Annotated in this window: 17 protein-coding genes; 11 read left to right on the top strand and 6 right to left on the bottom strand. The window is 67.3% G+C overall.

What is annotated here, in order from left to right; translation table 11 throughout:
* The first annotated feature begins 44 nt into the window (after positions 1-44).
* Both H7K45_RS30410 and H7K45_RS30415 read left to right on the top strand, forming a co-directional pair.
* Positions 45-689, top strand: coding sequence for a TetR/AcrR family transcriptional regulator (locus H7K45_RS30410; protein WP_263999923.1), 645 nt, complete (start codon positions 45-47; stop codon positions 687-689).
* 24 nt (positions 690-713) lie between these two features.
* On the top strand, positions 714-1,580 hold the full coding sequence (locus tag H7K45_RS30415) for an SDR family oxidoreductase (protein ID WP_263999924.1): 867 nt from the start codon (positions 714-716) through the stop codon (positions 1,578-1,580).
* 3 nt (positions 1,581-1,583) lie between these two features.
* Here the strand turns inward: H7K45_RS30415 and H7K45_RS30420 are convergent, their stop codons facing one another.
* Genes H7K45_RS30420 through H7K45_RS30430 form a run of 3 tightly spaced genes read right to left on the bottom strand, consistent with a single transcriptional unit; the run spans position 1,584 to position 4,431 of the window.
* Positions 1,584-2,732 carry an AAA family ATPase gene (locus H7K45_RS30420; RefSeq protein ID WP_263999925.1) on the bottom strand — a complete coding sequence of 383 codons (1,149 nt, stop codon included), beginning with the start codon at positions 2,730-2,732 and terminating at the stop codon, positions 1,584-1,586.
* Positions 2,733-2,742: 10 nt separating this feature from the next.
* The gene (locus H7K45_RS30425) at positions 2,743-3,816 is read right to left on the bottom strand and encodes a DNA polymerase IV (protein WP_263999926.1); all 1,074 of its coding nucleotides are present in this window, start codon (positions 3,814-3,816) and stop codon (positions 2,743-2,745) included.
* A 6-nt stretch (positions 3,817-3,822) separates the two neighbouring features.
* Positions 3,823-4,431, bottom strand: coding sequence for a TetR/AcrR family transcriptional regulator (locus tag H7K45_RS30430; RefSeq protein ID WP_263999927.1), 609 nt, complete (start codon positions 4,429-4,431; stop codon positions 3,823-3,825).
* A gap of 92 nt (positions 4,432-4,523) precedes the next feature.
* Between H7K45_RS30430 and H7K45_RS30435 the strand changes: the two genes are divergently transcribed.
* The 5 genes from H7K45_RS30435 (at position 4,524) to H7K45_RS30455 (ending at position 8,947) form a co-directional block, all read left to right on the top strand.
* On the top strand, positions 4,524-5,066 hold the full coding sequence (locus tag H7K45_RS30435; RefSeq protein WP_263999928.1) for an NAD(P)H-dependent oxidoreductase: 543 nt from the start codon (positions 4,524-4,526) through the stop codon (positions 5,064-5,066).
* Between the two features lie 455 nt (positions 5,067-5,521).
* Complete coding sequence (locus H7K45_RS30440) at positions 5,522-5,767, top strand: redoxin NrdH (RefSeq protein WP_263999929.1); 246 nt, start codon at positions 5,522-5,524, stop codon at positions 5,765-5,767.
* 5 nt (positions 5,768-5,772) lie between these two features.
* Positions 5,773-6,246, top strand: coding sequence for a class Ib ribonucleoside-diphosphate reductase assembly flavoprotein NrdI (nrdI, locus tag H7K45_RS30445; protein ID WP_372512707.1), 474 nt, complete (start codon positions 5,773-5,775; stop codon positions 6,244-6,246).
* Positions 6,216-8,384: a class 1b ribonucleoside-diphosphate reductase subunit alpha gene (nrdE, locus tag H7K45_RS30450; RefSeq protein ID WP_263999931.1), complete on the top strand. Its 2,169-nt coding sequence runs from the start codon at positions 6,216-6,218 to the stop codon at positions 8,382-8,384. Before nrdI ends, nrdE begins: the two co-directional genes overlap by 31 nt.
* 167 nt (positions 8,385-8,551) lie before the next feature.
* A complete protein-coding gene (locus H7K45_RS30455; protein WP_263999932.1) occupies positions 8,552-8,947 on the top strand; it encodes a VOC family protein in 396 nt (131 codons plus the stop codon).
* A 77-nt stretch (positions 8,948-9,024) separates the two neighbouring features.
* Here H7K45_RS30455 and H7K45_RS30460 read toward each other — a convergent pair whose 3' ends face one another.
* Entirely contained in the window at positions 9,025-9,411 is a 387-nt protein-coding gene (locus H7K45_RS30460; RefSeq protein ID WP_263999933.1) for a DUF5997 family protein, read from the bottom strand.
* A gap of 29 nt (positions 9,412-9,440) precedes the next feature.
* Here H7K45_RS30460 and H7K45_RS30465 point away from each other — a divergent pair, with 29 nt between their 5' ends.
* Both H7K45_RS30465 and H7K45_RS30470 read left to right on the top strand, forming a co-directional pair.
* Positions 9,441-10,172 carry a LysR substrate-binding domain-containing protein gene (locus H7K45_RS30465; RefSeq protein ID WP_263999934.1) on the top strand — a complete coding sequence of 244 codons (732 nt, stop codon included), beginning with the start codon at positions 9,441-9,443 and terminating at the stop codon, positions 10,170-10,172.
* 58 nt (positions 10,173-10,230) lie between these two features.
* Entirely contained in the window at positions 10,231-11,064 is an 834-nt protein-coding gene (locus tag H7K45_RS30470) for a GNAT family N-acetyltransferase (RefSeq protein ID WP_263999935.1), read from the top strand.
* Positions 11,065-11,071: 7 nt separating this feature from the next.
* Here the strand turns inward: H7K45_RS30470 and H7K45_RS30475 are convergent, their stop codons facing one another.
* Positions 11,072-11,611: a hypothetical protein gene (locus H7K45_RS30475; protein WP_263999936.1), complete on the bottom strand. Its 540-nt coding sequence runs from the start codon at positions 11,609-11,611 to the stop codon at positions 11,072-11,074.
* 270 nt (positions 11,612-11,881) lie between these two features.
* A complete protein-coding gene (locus H7K45_RS30480; RefSeq protein ID WP_263999937.1) occupies positions 11,882-13,066 on the bottom strand; it encodes an NAD(P)/FAD-dependent oxidoreductase in 1,185 nt (394 codons plus the stop codon).
* A 131-nt stretch (positions 13,067-13,197) separates the two neighbouring features.
* On the opposite strand from H7K45_RS30480, the gene H7K45_RS30485 reads away from it, so the two are divergent.
* Positions 13,198-13,935 (top strand): TetR/AcrR family transcriptional regulator, encoded by a 738-nt coding sequence (locus H7K45_RS30485; protein ID WP_263999938.1) that lies wholly within the window; start codon positions 13,198-13,200, stop codon positions 13,933-13,935.
* Between the two features lie 35 nt (positions 13,936-13,970).
* Complete coding sequence (locus H7K45_RS30490; RefSeq protein WP_263999939.1) at positions 13,971-15,485, top strand: flavin-containing monooxygenase; 1,515 nt, start codon at positions 13,971-13,973, stop codon at positions 15,483-15,485.
* The last annotated feature ends 37 nt before the right edge of the window (positions 15,486-15,522 follow it).

Raw genomic sequence — 15,522 nt, forward strand, 5'->3', positions numbered from 1 at the left:
TCAAGTTTTGATCTGGCGTGGCGTCGGTGCGAAGGTTGTACCCGATGACCGCCGAATCCGCCCCCAGTGAGGCCCGCCAGAGCCGTGGTGACCGGCAACGCGAGGCGATTCTGAACGCCGTCCACGAACTGCTTCGGGAGAAGCCGTTCTCGGAGTTGTCGGTCAGCCTCATCAGCGACCGCGCCGGCGTCGCCCGTTCGGGCTTCTACTTCTACTTCGACTCGAAGTACTCGGTGCTCGCGCAGATGCTCGCCGAGGCCATGCAGGAACTCGAGGAGCTGACCCACTACTTCGCCCCGCGCGGGGCCGAGGAGTCCACCGCCGCGTTCGCCAAGCGCATGGTCGGCAGCGCGGCACTGGTGTACTCCCACAACGACCCGATCATGTCGGCGTGCAACGCCGCGCGTAGCACCGACGCCGAGATCAGGGACATCCTCGATCAGCAGATGGCATCGGTGGTCGACCAGATCGTCAAGATCGTCGAAGACGAGGCGACGGCGGGAACCGCCCATCCCATCTCCGACGACGTGCCGACGCTGGTTCGCACGCTGGCGGCCACGACCGGGGCCACGCTGTCGGGCGACTCGTCCTTCGTCGGCGGGCACCGCGACATGTCGCGGGCGGTCGCGGTGCTGGAGCGCCTGTGGCTCTATTCCCTGTGGGGTGGCGGAACCCTAACCGGCGAGTGACGACCGGTCGGTAAGGTCGCGCCCATGGTCTCGAGCTATGCGGGCAAGCGCTGTGTGCTCACCGGTGCGGCAAGTGGGATCGGCCGCGCGACGGCGCTGAAGCTGGCCGCCGACGGCGCCGAACTCTTCCTGACCGACCGCAACGCCGAGGGTCTCGCCGAGACGGTCGCCGAAGCGCGTGCTCTCGGCGCCACGGTGACCGCTCATCGTGCACTCGACGTGTCCGACTACGACGAGGTGGCCGCCTTCGCCGCCGAGGTCCACGACGCCATCGGTGGGCCGACGCCCGCGGTGGACGTGGTGATGAACATCGCCGGGATCTCCGCCTGGGGCACGGTCAGTCACCTGACCCATCGGCACTGGGAGTCGATGATCTCGGTGAACCTGATGGGTCCCATCCACGTCATCGAGAACTTCGTTCCCGCAATGGTTCTCGCGCGTCGCGGCGGGCATCTCGTCAACGTGTCCTCGGCGGCCGGTCTGGTGGCCCTGCCCTGGCACGCGGCCTACAGCGCCAGCAAGTACGGTCTTCGGGGCCTGTCGGAGGTGCTGAGATTCGACCTGGCCCGACACCGCATCGGCGTGTCGGTCGTGGTCCCGGGAGCGGTCCAGACGCCGCTCGTGCAGAGCGTCGACATCGTGGGCGTCGACCGCGACCACCCGCGGGTGCAGAAGTGGGTGGGGCGCTTCAGCGGCCACGCCGTGTCGCCGGAGTTGGCGGCCGACAAGATCCTTCGCGGGGTCGCCCGCAACAGATACCTCATCTACACCTCGGCCGACATCCGTGCGCTGTACGCGTTCAAGAGGGTGGCGTGGTGGCCCTACAGCGTCGCCATGCGACAGGTGAACGCGATCTTCACCCGCGCGCTGCGGCCGTCGCCGCGCCCCTGAGGCTCAGCGCCGCCCCCAGTCCCACGGTGGCGTGGTGAGCAGGGTCTGGTCGGCGATCAGCGTCTCGCCCCACTGTTTGTAGAGTTCGATCTCGCTCGCGCCGTCGACGTCGAGATGCTCTCGCAGTGCCGCGGAATGGGTCACGACCACGACCTGGGTCGCCGTCGCGGCCGCCCGGATCATCGCGGCAAGCGGCGCCACCAGGTCGGGGTGCAACGAGGTCTCGGGCTCGTTGAGCACCATCAGCGACGGCGGGCGGGGACTCAACAGTGCCGCGCCCCACAGCAGGAATCGCAGTGTGCCGTCGGACAATTCGGCCGCACGCAGCGGCCGTAGCATGCCGGGCTGACGCAACTGCAACTCGAATTGCCCGTCGTGGACGGCCACCGACAACTCGGCGCCGTCGAAGGCGTCGCCGACCGCCTGCGCCAGATCGCCCAACCCCACCTCGAGAATGGTCTGCACGGCGGCCGCCAGGTCGCCACCGTCGTCGGACAGCACCGGGGTCCTGGTGCCGACCTGGGGCCGGCGGGCCGGCGCGTCGGCGTCGACCCGGAAGCCGTCGTAGAACCGCCAGTCGCGCAACCGGTCGCGCACCGAGGCCAGCTCGGGCAGGGCGAACTCGGCCAGCACGCTGCGATGGGTGGGCAGCGCGCGGGTGAGTTCGGTGAAACCGCGGCCCGCGTCGTCGGCGACCTCGGCGTGGTCGGCGCCGCGCCGGACCAGGGTTGCACTCGGTCGCAAACGCGGACCGGCGAACACCATCTCCCGCTTGATCTCCGGGTCCCGCGTGAACAACGACCTGGGGCCGGCGTACTGCGGCAGGCCCAAGTCGATCAGATAGCCCAGATCGTCGGAGGCGAAGCCAAGTTCCAGTGCCACGGGTCTGATCCGCACCGTGCCCTGCGCCTCGCCGGTGCGCCGCGTGGCCCCGGTGTTCTCCGGACCGGCCCACAGCACTGACTGCAGCCCACCCTCGCGTGCCAGCGAGCCGATCACCTCACCGCGCCCGCAGTCGGCCAGCAGCTTCAGGGCGCGATACACCGAGGACTTGCCCGTGCCGTTCGCGCCGGTGACGATCGTCAGCGCCGACAGCGGGACCACGACCTCGCGCAACGATCGGTACCCACGGATGGCCACGGTGTGCAGCATGCCGACGAGGTTAGGTGGCCGGCGCGGGTGCCGAGTTCGAGACCCCGGTGGGGACATCCGGTGGCATGACCAACTCCAGGCGGACGCCGAGCAGGCGGACGGGTCGGTCCAGCTCGAACTGGTCGAGCACGGCGAGGGCGGTGTCGCGGATGACGGACTCGGTGACGCTCGGGGCCGCCAGCTTGCGAATCTTGGTCCTCGTGAAGAACGTCGAGGTGCGGACGGTGACGGCCACGCGGGTCACGGTGCGTCCCTGCTCGACGACTTCGGCGAGGGTCTGCCTGCTCAGCTCGACGATTGCCGCGTTCATCGCGGCCCGGTCGGTGAGGTCCTCGGCGAAGGTGATCACGTGACTGCGGGATCGAGGCACCCACGGCGTCGTGCTGACCTCGGTGTCACCGCCGCCCTTGGCCAGCAGCAGGATGCCGAGCCCCGTGCTGGGGCCGAATGCCGCGACGAGCACCTCGGCGTCGGTCGCGGCGAGATCGCCGACGGTGGTGATGCCAAGGGCGGCAAGTCGTTTGGTGGTCTTGGGTCCGACTCCCCAGAGGTCGCCGACGCCCCGGTCGCCCATCACCGCCATCCAGTTCTGGTCGTCGAGGCGGTAGATTCCGGCCGGCTTGCCGAAGCCGGTGGCCACCTTGGCGCGTTGCTTGTTGTCGCTGATGCCGACCGAGCACGACAGCCCGGTCCCGGCCTCGACGACGTCGCGGACGTGTTGGGCCAGTGCGTGGGGGTCGTCGACGTCGGCCCCGAGGTATGCCTCGTCCCAGCCCCACACCTCGAGGGGATGGCCGAGGTCGCGGAGCAACGCCATCACCTCCGCCGACGCCGCGTCGTAGGCGTCGGGGTCCGACGGAAGGAACGTCGCCTCAGGGCACTTGCGCGCCGCCACCCGCAGCGGCATGCCCGCGTGCACGCCGCGCTTGCGTGCCTCGTAGGACGCGCAGGTCACCACCTTGCGCGGTTCGGTGGGGTCGCCGTTGCCGCCGACGATCACCGGCAGGCCGACGAGGTCGGGCCTGCGCCGCAGTTCGACCGACGCGAGGAACTGGTCGAGGTCGACGTGCAGCACCCAGGCCATGGGCCACTAGTTCCCGCAGAGCTTGCGCGCCAAGCTTTCCCATCCGTCACCTTGGCGGTCGAGATCGTGCCCGAGATCTTCGACCGAGTGGGTGACGTAGTCGGCGTCCAGCAGCGACAGCAGCGCCTGGGTTTGTGCCTCCAGGTCTCCGGAGGTGCCCGCGGACTCGAGCAGCATCCGCACGTGGGTGCGGTGCAGCGAGGCCGGTGCGTTGAAGCGCATGTGGGGATCGGTGTTGGCGTCGGCGAGCAGCGCGCGGTGATCCCAGACGAACTGCAGACGTTCCCGTCCGTAGGCGATGAGCCTGGTCAGCGGCGGAGCGCCGGGGCCAAGCGGTGGGGGACCGAACATGAACGCGCGTTGCTCGACCTTCTCGTCCTCGTCGAGGAGAACGATCATCAGGCCGGCGCGGCTGCCGAAGCGGCGGAACAGGGTGCCCTTGCCGACCCCCGCGGCGGCGGCGACGTCGTCCATCGTGACGGTGTCGGCCCCGTGCTCGTCGATGAGCCGCCGGGCGGCGGCCAGCAGGAGGGCCCGGTTGCGGGCCGCGTCGCCGCGTTCGACCGGCGCGGACTCGGTGACCGGAAGCCCGACCAGCCCGCCAGCTTCGCTCATGCCTGCACTTTAGCTCAGCCGGAATCAATCGGACCGCGGTCCGGTTATGCTGTGGGAAGATCGGGACGAATCGACCGAAAGGGTTCAAGAACATGGCAGACGTGAAGATCCTCGTACTCGTCGGCAGCCTCCGCGCGGGATCGCTGAATCGCCAGCTGGCGCAGGTGGCGAGCGAGTCGGCGCCGGCGGGAGTGTCGCTGCAGCCGTTCGACCGGCTGGGCGAACTGCCCTTCTACAACGAAGACGTCGACGGTGACGGGGTGGCCGAAGCGGTCGAGGCGCTGCGCCTGGCGGCCGCTGAGGCCGACGCCGCGCTGGTGGTCACCCCCGAGTACAACGGCAGCATCCCCGGCGTGCTGAAGAACGCGATCGACTGGCTCTCGCGGCCCTACGGCAACGGCGCGCTCAACGGCAAGCCGCTGGCCGTCATCGGCACCGCGCTGGGGCAGTACGGCGGGGTGTGGGCCCACGACGAGACCCGCAAGTCCTTTGGCATTGCCGGCCCTCGCGTCGTCGAGGACGTCAAGCTGTCGCTTCCGGCGGCGATCTTCGAGGACAAGCATCCGCGGGAGACCGCCGACGTGGTCCAGCAGGTCCGCGAGGTGGTGGAGAAGCTGGCCGCCGAAGTCAGCTGACAGACGGCTGACGTCTCTCACCACGGCCGCCGGCGACCCCCGAATAAGGGGTCGTCGGCGGCTTTGCTGTGGATGGAGCCTGTGGAGAACCTGTCGGGGGGTGGTGGTAGACCTGTCGTCATGGCACGACACGGAGGGATTCGCACGCCCGACACGCCGGGAGGTTCGACGAGATGTGGGCTTACGACCAGGGAATTCCATCAATGTCGTTCAGAACATCTTGTATCTCTTCGGAATGTCGGCCACTAGGTGTAGTGTTCTGCAGACCGACAGGCCCCCACGGTACGTGTACCGCGTCAGGTCAGTCGGAGTTCGGGAACCAGGCGAATCGGGAGGATTCAGCCGGCGGTCCCCGGGCTTCGACGGCAGGAATTCGACGGGTCGCCGGGCTGCTGAACTAAATGGGGATAGCAGTAGCCAGTTAGATAGCCTTCGAAAGAGGAGTCGCGCCGAAGATGACCGTCACCGTCTATACCAAGCCCGCCTGCGTCCAGTGCAACGCCACCTACAAGGCGCTCGACAAGCAGGGCATCGCGTACGAGGTCGTCGACATCACCGAGGTCCCGGAAGCGCGTGACTACGTCATGGCGCTCGGCTACCTGCAGGCCCCCGTGGTCGTCGCCGGCGCCGACCACTGGTCGGGCTTCCGTCCGGACCGCATCAAGCTGCTGTCCGGCGCCACCGCCACCGCCACCGCCTGATCGAGATCGACCCGGCGGGTAGGAGAGGAGGAGCGGTGGGCAACCTGGTCTACTTCTCCAGCGTCTCGGAGAACACGCACCGCTTCGTCGAGAAGCTGGAGCTGCCCGCCATCCGCATTCCCCTGCGCGACCGCATCCGGGTGAGCGAGCCCTACGTGCTGGTACTGCCGACCTACGGTGGCGGTCACGCCAACGGACCCGACCCCAATGCCGGGGGCTACGTTCCCAAACAAGTCATCGGCTTCCTCAACGACGAACACAACCGGTCGTTGATCCGCGGCGTCATCGCCGCGGGCAACACCAACTTCGGTGCCGAATTCGGCTATGCCGGAGACGTCGTCTCACGCAAGTGCGGCGTCCCCTACCTCTATCGCTTCGAACTCATGGGCACCACCGACGACGTCTTCGCCGTCCGCGCGGGGCTTGCCGACTTCTGGAAGGACCAGACGTGTCACCAACCGTCACTGCAGAACCTTTGACCACCACCGGCGTTCACGCGCTCCCGGGGGAAACCGACTACCACGCGCTCAACGCGATGCTCAACCTGTACGACAAGGACGGCAAGATCCAGTTCGACAAGGATCGCGAAGCCGCCAATCAGTACTTCCTGCAGCACGTCAACCAGAACACCGTCTTCTTTCACAGCCAGGACGAGAAGCTCGACTACCTGATCGAGAAGGACTACTACGAGCGCGAGGTGCTCGACCAGTACTCCCGCAACTTCGTCAAGTCGCTGCTGGACCGCGCCTACGCCAAGAAGTTCCGCTTCCCGACGTTCCTGGGCGCGTTCAAGTACTACACGTCATACACCCTGAAGACCTTCGACGGAAAGCGCTACCTGGAGCGCTTCGAGGACCGCGTCGTCATGGTGGCACTGACCCTGGCCGCCGGTGACACCATGCTCGCCGAGAAGCTGGTCGAGGAGATCATCGACGGCCGCTTCCAGCCGGCCACCCCGACGTTCCTGAACTCGGGCAAGAAGCAGCGCGGCGAGCCGGTGTCGTGCTTCTTGCTCCGCATTGAGGACAACATGGAGTCCATCGGGCGCTCCATCAACTCCGCGCTGCAGCTGTCCAAGCGCGGTGGCGGAGTGGCGTTGCTGCTGAGCAACATTCGTGAGCACGGTGCGCCGATCAAGAACATCGAGAACCAGAGCTCGGGTGTCATCCCGATCATGAAGCTGCTCGAGGACTCGTTCTCCTACGCCAACCAGCTCGGTGCCCGCCAGGGCGCCGGTGCGGTGTACCTGCACGCGCACCACCCCGACATCTACCGCTTCCTCGACACCAAGCGCGAGAACGCCGACGAGAAGATTCGCATCAAGACGCTGTCCCTCGGCGTGGTGATCCCGGACATCACCTTCGAGCTGGCCAAGAAGAACGAGGACATGTACCTGTTCTCGCCGTACGACGTCGAGCGTGTGTACGGGATGCCGTTCGCCGACATCTCGGTGACCGAGAAGTACTACGAGATGGTCGACGACGCCCGGATCCGCAAGACGAAGATCAAGGCGCGCGAGTTCTTCCAGACCCTGGCCGAGCTGCAGTTCGAGTCCGGCTACCCGTACATCATGTACGAGGACACCGTGAACCGGGCCAACCCGATCGAGGGCAAAATCACGCACAGCAACCTGTGCTCGGAGATCCTTCAGGTCTCCACGCCGTCGCTGTTCAACGACGACCTCAGCTACGCCAAGGTGGGCAAGGACATCTCCTGCAACCTCGGTTCGCTGAACATCGCCAAGGCGATGGACTCGCCGGACTTCGCGCAGACCATCGAGACGTCGATCCGCGGGTTGACGGCGGTCAGCGACCAGACGCACATCTGGTCGGTGCCGTCGATCGAGCAGGGCAACAACGATTCCCATGCGATCGGCCTCGGTCAGATGAACCTGCACGGGTACTTGGCCCGCGAGCGCATCCTCTACGGCTCCGAAGAGGGCGTCGACTTCACCAACATGTACTTCTACACCGTGCTGTATCACGCACTGCGGGCGAGCAACCGCATCGCGATCGAGCGCGGTACGGCGTTCGGCGGCTTCGAACGCTCCAAGTACAAGTCGGGGGAGTTCTTCGACAAGTACACCGAGCAGGTGTGGGAGCCGGCCACCCAGCGGGTGCGGGAACTGTTCGCGGACGCGGGCATTCGCATTCCGACGCAGGAGGACTGGAAGCGGTTGAAGGAGTCGGTGCAGCAGCACGGCATCTACAACCAGAACCTGCAGGCCGTGCCGCCGACGGGGTCGATCAGCTACATCAACCACTCCACCAGCTCGATCCACCCGGTGGCGAGCAAGATCGAAATCCGCAAGGAAGGCAAGATCGGTCGCGTCTACTACCCGGCGCCGTACCTGACCAACGACAACCTGGAGTACTACCAGGATGCCTACGAAATCGGCTACGAGAAGATCATCGACACCTACGCCGCGGCCACCCAGCACGTCGACCAGGGTCTGTCGCTGACGTTGTTCTTCAAGGACACCGCCACCACGCGCGACGTCAACAAGGCGCAGATCTACGCCTGGCGCAAGGGCATCAAGACGCTGTACTACATCCGCCTGCGCCAGATGGCGTTGGAGGGCACCGAGGTGGAGGGCTGCGTCAGCTGCATGTTGTGACGCCCGACGCGTGAGACTGCCCTGAGGGTTGCGACTCGACGAGAATCGCAACCCTCGGTGCATGTTCAGGGTCAGGCCCCGCCCCGGGCAATGAGTTTTCAGGCGCGGCGTGGTCTGTCCCTTCGACGGTGTCCAGCGGGACGCCGACGACGCCTTGGAGGCCGCCCGTGCACACGACGATGTTCGTCAACCTTCCCGTCGCCGACGTCGACCGCTCGCGAGAGTTCTTCGGCAGCCTCGGGTATTCGTTCAACGAGCGATTCAGCAGTGACAACGCGGTCACCGTAGTGCTGGGCGACAACCACTTCGTCATGCTCCTGGCGCGGGAGGCCTTCGACTCGTTGCACCCGGTGCGGACCGCCGACGCGTCGACCAAGGAGTGCGTCGTCTGTCTTGGCGTCGACTCCCGCGCCGCGGTGGACGCTCTGGTCGATCGCGCCATCGCCGCGGGCGGCACCGAGGGCGACGCCGAAGATCACGGCACCATGTATGGACGCAGCTACAACGACCTGGACGGCCACTCCTGGCAGATCTTCTGGATCGACTCCGCGGCCGCGCCCTAGGGTCATGCGACGCCGAGTGGCCAGCTGTCGCACGGCAATTGCCGATGAGCGCGCCCTAACTGGCCATTCGGCGCGGATCAGCCTTCGCGAGCCTGATCCTCCCGCATTGCCTTGACGCGGCGTTCCTCGCGCAGCACGGCCTGGTAGCTCTCGCGCTCGGCGACCAGCCAGTCGGGCTTCTCCTCCAGCAGCGCGGCGATCTGCTCGGTCGTCAGCGCCTCGGTGACCCCGCCACGCCCGAGACCGGCAATCGACACGCCCAGCTTCGCCGCGACGAGGTTCTTCGGATGGGGGCCGTCCTTGCGGAGGTCCTTGAGCCACTGTGGCGGATCGTCCTGCAGGGCGGCGAGCTCGGCCCGGGTGATGGCGTTCTCCTGAAACTCCACGGGCGTCGCGGGCAGGTAGACGTCGAGCTTCTTCGCCGCGGTGGCGGGTTTCATGGACTGCGCGTTCGGCCTGCTCATGACGGGAATGCTATCGGTAGCCTGGGTCGGTGGCCTCATCCTCGCCGACCTCCGCGGCTGCGCTCGTGGTGGGGTACGTCCCGGGTGTGACGCCGGGAAAGTGGGCCCGGACGTGGACTCGACGCCACCCCGACGTCCCCCTTGAGCTGCGCCCCGTCACCGCGGCCGACGCCGCCGAGGCGGTACGCACCGGCCTGGTGCACGTCGCGCTGCTCCGCCCGCCTGCCGACCCGTCCGCACTGGCGCTCATCCCGCTCTACGAAGAGACGACGGTGGTCGTGGTGCCCACCGATCATCTGCTGTCCGCCGCCGACGCCGTCACCGCCGCGGATGTCGACGGCGAATTGGTGCTCGTACCGCTCGACGACGTCGTCGCGTGGGACGCGCACCCCGGGACGAATGCCGAGCATCGTCCCGAAACAGTGGGGGACGCAACCGAACTGGTCGCGGCCGGGGTCGGCGTGCTCGTCGTCCCGCAGTCACTGGCCAGGCTGCACCATCGCAAGGACCTCACCTACCGACCGGTCGTCGACGCCCCCACCTGCCCGGTCGCCCTCGCCGTGCCGGCGGGGGAGCAGCCGGCGCTGGTCGCCGAGTTCATCGGCGTCGTCCGCGGCCGCACTCCTGGCTCGTCGCGCGGGCAGGCGGGGGCCGCACCAAAGCGCACCGCACGGGAGAAGACATTGGCCAAGCAGGCCGCTCGCGCCGCCGCGGGAAAGGTCGCCCGTACACCGGGACCGACCAAGCGCGGCCTCCGCTGACGTCTCGCGGCCGATAAATCAGTGGAATCCGCGCGGCCCGTGGGTCACCCTCGTAGGCATGAACGTTCACCTGTACGCGTCGCCGGCGGGCTTCGGCCCGGTGGCGCGCTGGGTGTATCGCCGTGACCCGGTGCGCTTCACCACCGAGCTGACCACCCTGCGCACCTCCCCGTGGCCGGCCGATCATCTGCTGTTGGGCGCCTCGGACTGCGGGGGCACCGTTGGCGCTGCGCTGCAGATGCGCGACTCGACGTTGTTGGTCAGCGGGCTGCCGCCGACGTTGACCAAGGAGTCGACGTCGGTCCTGGCATCCGCGCGGCCGGATCTACCTGGCGTGCGTGGAACGTTCGACACTGCAACGGCATTCAGTCGGTGCTGGGTCGAGGCCACGGGTGCCACTGCGGAGCTGTCGTTCTCCGAGACGTTGTACCGATTGGGCGACCTGTGCGCTCCGGTCGGCGTCACCGGCACACCTCGGCTCGCCGACGAGGCGGATGCCGACCTGATCACGAGCTGGTTCGACGCGTTCTTCACCGAGGCGTTCGGCGCCGAGTCGGATCCGGCGGCGCATCGCCGCGCGCTTGCCGCCGTCGCCGACGCGGGCGGTCGCGTCGTCCTGTGGACCGTGAACGCGGAGCCGGTGGCGATGGCTAGGGTTCACGGCGTGCTGCTGGGCATGTCGCGGATCGGTCCGGTGTACACCCCACCGCAGCACCGAAGCCGGGGATACGGCGCGGCGGTCACCGCGGAGGCCGTGCGGCAGGCCTGGCGACGGGGCGCCCGTGACGTGGTGCTCTTCGCCGACGACGCCAATCCGGTGTCCAACGCGATCTACCGGCGGCTCGGCTTCCTACCCGTCGGGGAGAACGTGCAGTACGCGTTCACCGCCTGATCCGCGGTCAGAGGCCGGGAATCTGCAGCCCGCCGGGCGTGGCGGCCGCGGCGCCGGGAACCCCCAGTGCCGGGGCGGCCACGTTGGTCAGTGCGCCCAACCCGGCCGGCACCTGACCGTTGGACAGGGAGGTCATCCAGCCGGGGCACTGCGATTGGATGACCATGGTGGCCACCCAGCCCGCAATGGTCGGTGCCAAGCCGCTCTGGCCGGACGCTTGCGCCGCGATGGTCGCCAGCTGACTGCCCGGCTGCACCAGCATCGGGCAAATCGACTGTCCCGCTCCGGCAATCGTCGTGCTGACCGGGCCGTTGTTGCCGATGCCGACGCCGTTGAGCACGTTCGTCGTCGAGTCGGCGGTGACGTCGGCGTGGGCGTGGGCCGGCCACATGACGGCTGCGGCGGCGATGCCCAGCGTGACCACGACCGGACGGACGATCAAGGCTGCCGCGTCGACGACGTGCGCCCAGGCGAACCCCTCGCGCACCACCATGGCGTTGCGCAGGGTGGGGGAGGTCCACGATCGGTGGAGGGTCAATGACGTCATGGAGTACTCCCGGGTCGCCGGTTACGAATGCCTCAATGCACTCATTTCACTTCGGTAACGATGGGCTACTCAGGTCACAGGAACAACACGAACCGGTCAAGGTTCGCAACGTCGGCGTTTTCTTACCGTTGTCTCAATGACACGGATGCGAGACTGCCCGGCCCACTGGCGGCACCGATGCCCCGCGCGACCCATGACGACGCGGCGACGCGCGGAACGTCGCGTCGCGAGGTGAAAAACGTTGTTGCACAATAGATGTGCGGTGAGCGGCTACTTCACCCGATGCTGCGGTCCCTGTTCCTTCTTGTACAACGCCTTGAGCATCCGGTCCCGGAAGAACGCGTTGTCGATCAGCTTGATGCCGTTGTTCGCCACGGCGGGGATGCCGGCGAGCTTGTGGAAGTACCGACCACGTCGGTACTCCCGGCCCCACGCCGCCTCCATCCGCTGCGCGTAGTTGGTGAAGTCGTCGGGGCCGCCGTTGGTGAGCGCCGCGATCGCGCACTCGCCAGCCGCCAGACCGGATTCGAGTGCCTTGGAGATGCCCGCACCCGAAGCCGGCTTGCCCGCGCCGAGTGAGTCACCGGTGAACAACACGCCCGGGCGCCACGGCGGCCACGCGGTGAAGCCCATCGGCAGCCGCCACGCCCGGACCAGCTTGTCCTTCTTGAGCTCCTCGATCGGCGGCAGGTCCCAGTCGCGGGGCAGCATCTTCATGAACTCGCCCATGAACTGGGTGGCGTTGATCTTCTGCCAGTCCTTGTAGCTGTTGACGTAACCCAGGCCGATGTTGATGCGGCCGCCGCCGAACGGGAACACCCACGCGTAGCCGGGCAGCTGATCGCCGTTGAACTTGAGGTTGAGGTAGATGTCGAGCGAGTCGGAGTCCGGCTTGTTGGCCGGCATCTCGGCGCGAATCGCGATTGCCGAGTAGCCGTTGTACTCCGAGTCGATCTTCAGTGCCCGCTTGATGGGGGAGTAGGCGCCGTCGGCCGCGATGACGGCGTCACCGAGGACCTTCTCGCCACTCTTGAGGACGACGCCGACGACGCGACCGGTGTCGTCGAGCTCGGGGCCCGTCACCTCACAAGACTGGCGGACCTCGGCGCCCGCGGCCTCAGCGTGCTTGAGCAGCAGGGTGTCCAGCTGCGGGCGGGGGGCGACGTAACCGTGGTTCGGCATGCCGGGGCGGGTGGGGAACGACAGCTCCCACTGCGACGGGCTGAACACCGTCACCCGGTTGACCCGGTGGAACTCGTCGACTTCCCGAGCCAGGCCCATCTTCTGCAGGTAGCTGACCGCCCGCGCGGTCAAACCGTCGCCGCACGGCTTGTCGCGCGGGAATTCGGCCTTGTCCAAGACGACCACCTTGGCGCCGGTCTGGGCTGCCTGCCAGGCTGCGGCGGCGCCGGAGGGCCCGCCGCCGGCAATCACCAGGTCGTACCGCTGCGTCATCAGTCTCGTCTCGCTCTGCTGGGGGATATCGGCTCCAGATGCTACCCGCGCTGACCGGTCGACACGTGCCCCGCGCGCGCCCGCGACGCGGTCTTGGCAGGTCAGCCGCGTTCAGCCGGTACAGTGAGTCCGTGCGCAGACCCTCTCGCCCCCAACCGGGCACCCCGCCGGGGGTCAAGGTCGACGCCAGGAGCGAGCGGTGGCGCGAACATCGCAAGAAGGTCAGGGCCGAAATCGTCGACGCCGCCTTCCGCGCGATCGACAAACTCGGTCCCGAACTCTCGTTGCGCGAGATCGCCGAGGAGGCCGGCACCGCCAAGCCGAAGATCTACCGGCACTTCACCGACAAGTCGGACCTCTTCCAAGCAATCGGTGAGCGGCTCCGAGACATGTTGTGGGGAGCCATCATTCCGTCGATCAACGTGGGCACCGACCCGGCCCGCGACGTCATCCTCCGCAGCGTGGAGAAGTACGTCCACCTCGTCGACGAGCATCCCAACGTGTGCCGGTTCTTGATCCAGGGACGCTTCGCCGAGCAGAGCGAGACGATGCGTGCGCTCAACGAGGGTCGTGACGTCACCTTGGCGATGGCGGCCATCTTCAACGACGAATTGCGCGAGATGGAACTCGACGCGACGGCCATGGAACTGGCGGCGTTCACGACGTTTGGTTCGGCCGCCGCGGCGACGGAGTGGTGGCTCGGACCCGGACCCGACAGTCCCCGGCGCATGCCCCCGGAGCAGTTCGTCGCGCACATGACGACGTTGATGCTGGCCGCCATCTACGGCACGTGCGAGCTGCTCGGCATCAAGATCGACCCCGATCTGCCACTGCACGAGGGTGTCCGCAGACGCGAATCCGTGGCCTGATACCCGGTACCCGCGTTCCCAAGTATCGTGGCGGCATGACCATCGCCGAAGAGGCAGACGCCGTCACGGCGCAGCAGAGCCCCGTCCGCACCCGCGCCGTCATCATCGGCAGCGGTTTCTCCGGTCTTGGCATGGCCATCGCCCTGCAGAAGCAAGGCTTCGGCGCCGAGGACTTCGTCATCCTCGAGAAGGCCGACGACATCGGCGGCACCTGGCGGGACAACACCTATCCCGGCTGTGCCTGCGACATTCCGTCACACATGTATTCGTTCTCCTTCGAGCCCAAGCCGGACTGGACCCACATGTGGTCCCTTCAGCCCGAGATCTTCGACTACCTCAAGGGTGTCACCGAGAAGTACGGCCTACGCCGCTACATCCGCTTCGGATCCCGCGTCGAGCGGGCCCGGTGGGACGACGCCGAGATGCGATGGCACGTGTACACCGCCGACGGGGCTGAGTACGTCACCCAGTTCCTCGTCTCGGCCGCCGGGGCGCTGCACATCCCGCTGACCCCCGACATCCCGGGCGACGACCAATTCACCGGTGCCGTATTCCATTCCGCGCAGTGGGACCACTCGGTCGACATCACCGGCAAGCGCGTCGCCGTCATCGGCACCGGAGCCAGCGCGATTCAATTGGTGCCCGTCATCGTCGAGGACGTCGCCGAACTGCAGGTCTACCAGCGCACGCCACCCTGGGTGATGCCGCGGCCCAACAATGCCCTCCCGCAGTGGGTTCGCCAGATGTTCACGAACGTCCCGGGCGCGCGAGCCTTGGCGCGCGTGCTGATCTACTGGATGCACGAGGTGGTCGGCTTCGGCATGACCAAACAACCCTGGCTGCTGAAGGTGGGCGCCCTGCTGGGTAAGTGGAACATCCGGCGCGCGGTGAAGGACAAGGCGCTGCGGCGCAAGCTGACTCCGAACTATCGCACCGGGTGCAAGCGAATCCTCAACTCCGACACCTACTATCGCGGCATCGCCAACCCCAAGACCCAGGTGATCACCGAGGGCATCGAGCGGATGACCCGCGACGGCATCGTCACCGCCGACGGCGTCGAACACCCCGTCGACGTGGTGGTGTTCGCCACCGGCTTCCACGTCACCGACTCGTACTCCTACGTCGACGTCACCGGTCCGGGTGGTGAGGACCTGGTTCGGCGGTGGGACCGCGAGGGCGTCGAGGCGCATCGCGGCGTCGCCGTCGCCGACATGCCCAACCTGTTCTTCCTGCTCGGCCCGAACACAGGGCTCGGGCACAACTCGGTGGTGTTCATGATCGAGGCGCAGATCCGCTACGTCGCCAAGGCGATCGCCGCGGTCGACCGGGCGGGTGCCCAGGCGGCGGCGCCCACGCGCGACGCGCAGGACGCGTTCAACGCCGATTTGCAGGACGGTCTGTCCAAGACGGTGTGGAACACCGGGGGGTGCCGCAGTTGGTACCTGGACTCCCACGGCGTCAACCGGGTGCTCTGGAGTGGCATGACGTGGCAGTACTGGCTGGCGACCAGGCGTTTCAAGCGTGACGAGTACCGGTTCATCGGTCGCTGATGACGACACGCGAACACAAGTGGTTGTGTTCGCGCGC

Source organism: Mycobacterium yunnanensis, from assembly GCF_025823185.1.
Taxonomy (GTDB): Bacteria; Actinomycetota; Actinomycetes; order Mycobacteriales; family Mycobacteriaceae; genus Mycobacterium; species Mycobacterium yunnanensis.

Coding starts and splice junctions, on each gene's coding strand:
- H7K45_RS30440 (WP_263999929.1), top strand. CDS start 5,522: ATGACCGTCACCGTCTATACCAAGCCCGCCTGCGTCCAGTGCAACGCC.
- H7K45_RS30435 (WP_263999928.1), top strand. CDS start 4,524: ATGGCAGACGTGAAGATCCTCGTACTCGTCGGCAGCCTCCGCGCGGGA.
- H7K45_RS30475 (WP_263999936.1), bottom strand. CDS start 11,611: ATGACGTCATTGACCCTCCACCGATCGTGGACCTCCCCCACCCTGCGC.
- H7K45_RS30425 (WP_263999926.1), bottom strand. CDS start 3,816: ATGGCCTGGGTGCTGCACGTCGACCTCGACCAGTTCCTCGCGTCGGTC.
- H7K45_RS30460 (WP_263999933.1), bottom strand. CDS start 9,411: ATGAGCAGGCCGAACGCGCAGTCCATGAAACCCGCCACCGCGGCGAAG.
- H7K45_RS30480 (WP_263999937.1), bottom strand. CDS start 13,066: ATGACGCAGCGGTACGACCTGGTGATTGCCGGCGGCGGGCCCTCCGGC.
- H7K45_RS30410 (WP_263999923.1), top strand. CDS start 45: ATGACCGCCGAATCCGCCCCCAGTGAGGCCCGCCAGAGCCGTGGTGAC.
- H7K45_RS30430 (WP_263999927.1), bottom strand. CDS start 4,431: ATGAGCGAAGCTGGCGGGCTGGTCGGGCTTCCGGTCACCGAGTCCGCG.
- H7K45_RS30415 (WP_263999924.1), top strand. CDS start 714: ATGGTCTCGAGCTATGCGGGCAAGCGCTGTGTGCTCACCGGTGCGGCA.
- H7K45_RS30470 (WP_263999935.1), top strand. CDS start 10,231: ATGAACGTTCACCTGTACGCGTCGCCGGCGGGCTTCGGCCCGGTGGCG.
- H7K45_RS30490 (WP_263999939.1), top strand. CDS start 13,971: ATGACCATCGCCGAAGAGGCAGACGCCGTCACGGCGCAGCAGAGCCCC.
- H7K45_RS30420 (WP_263999925.1), bottom strand. CDS start 2,732: ATGCTGCACACCGTGGCCATCCGTGGGTACCGATCGTTGCGCGAGGTC.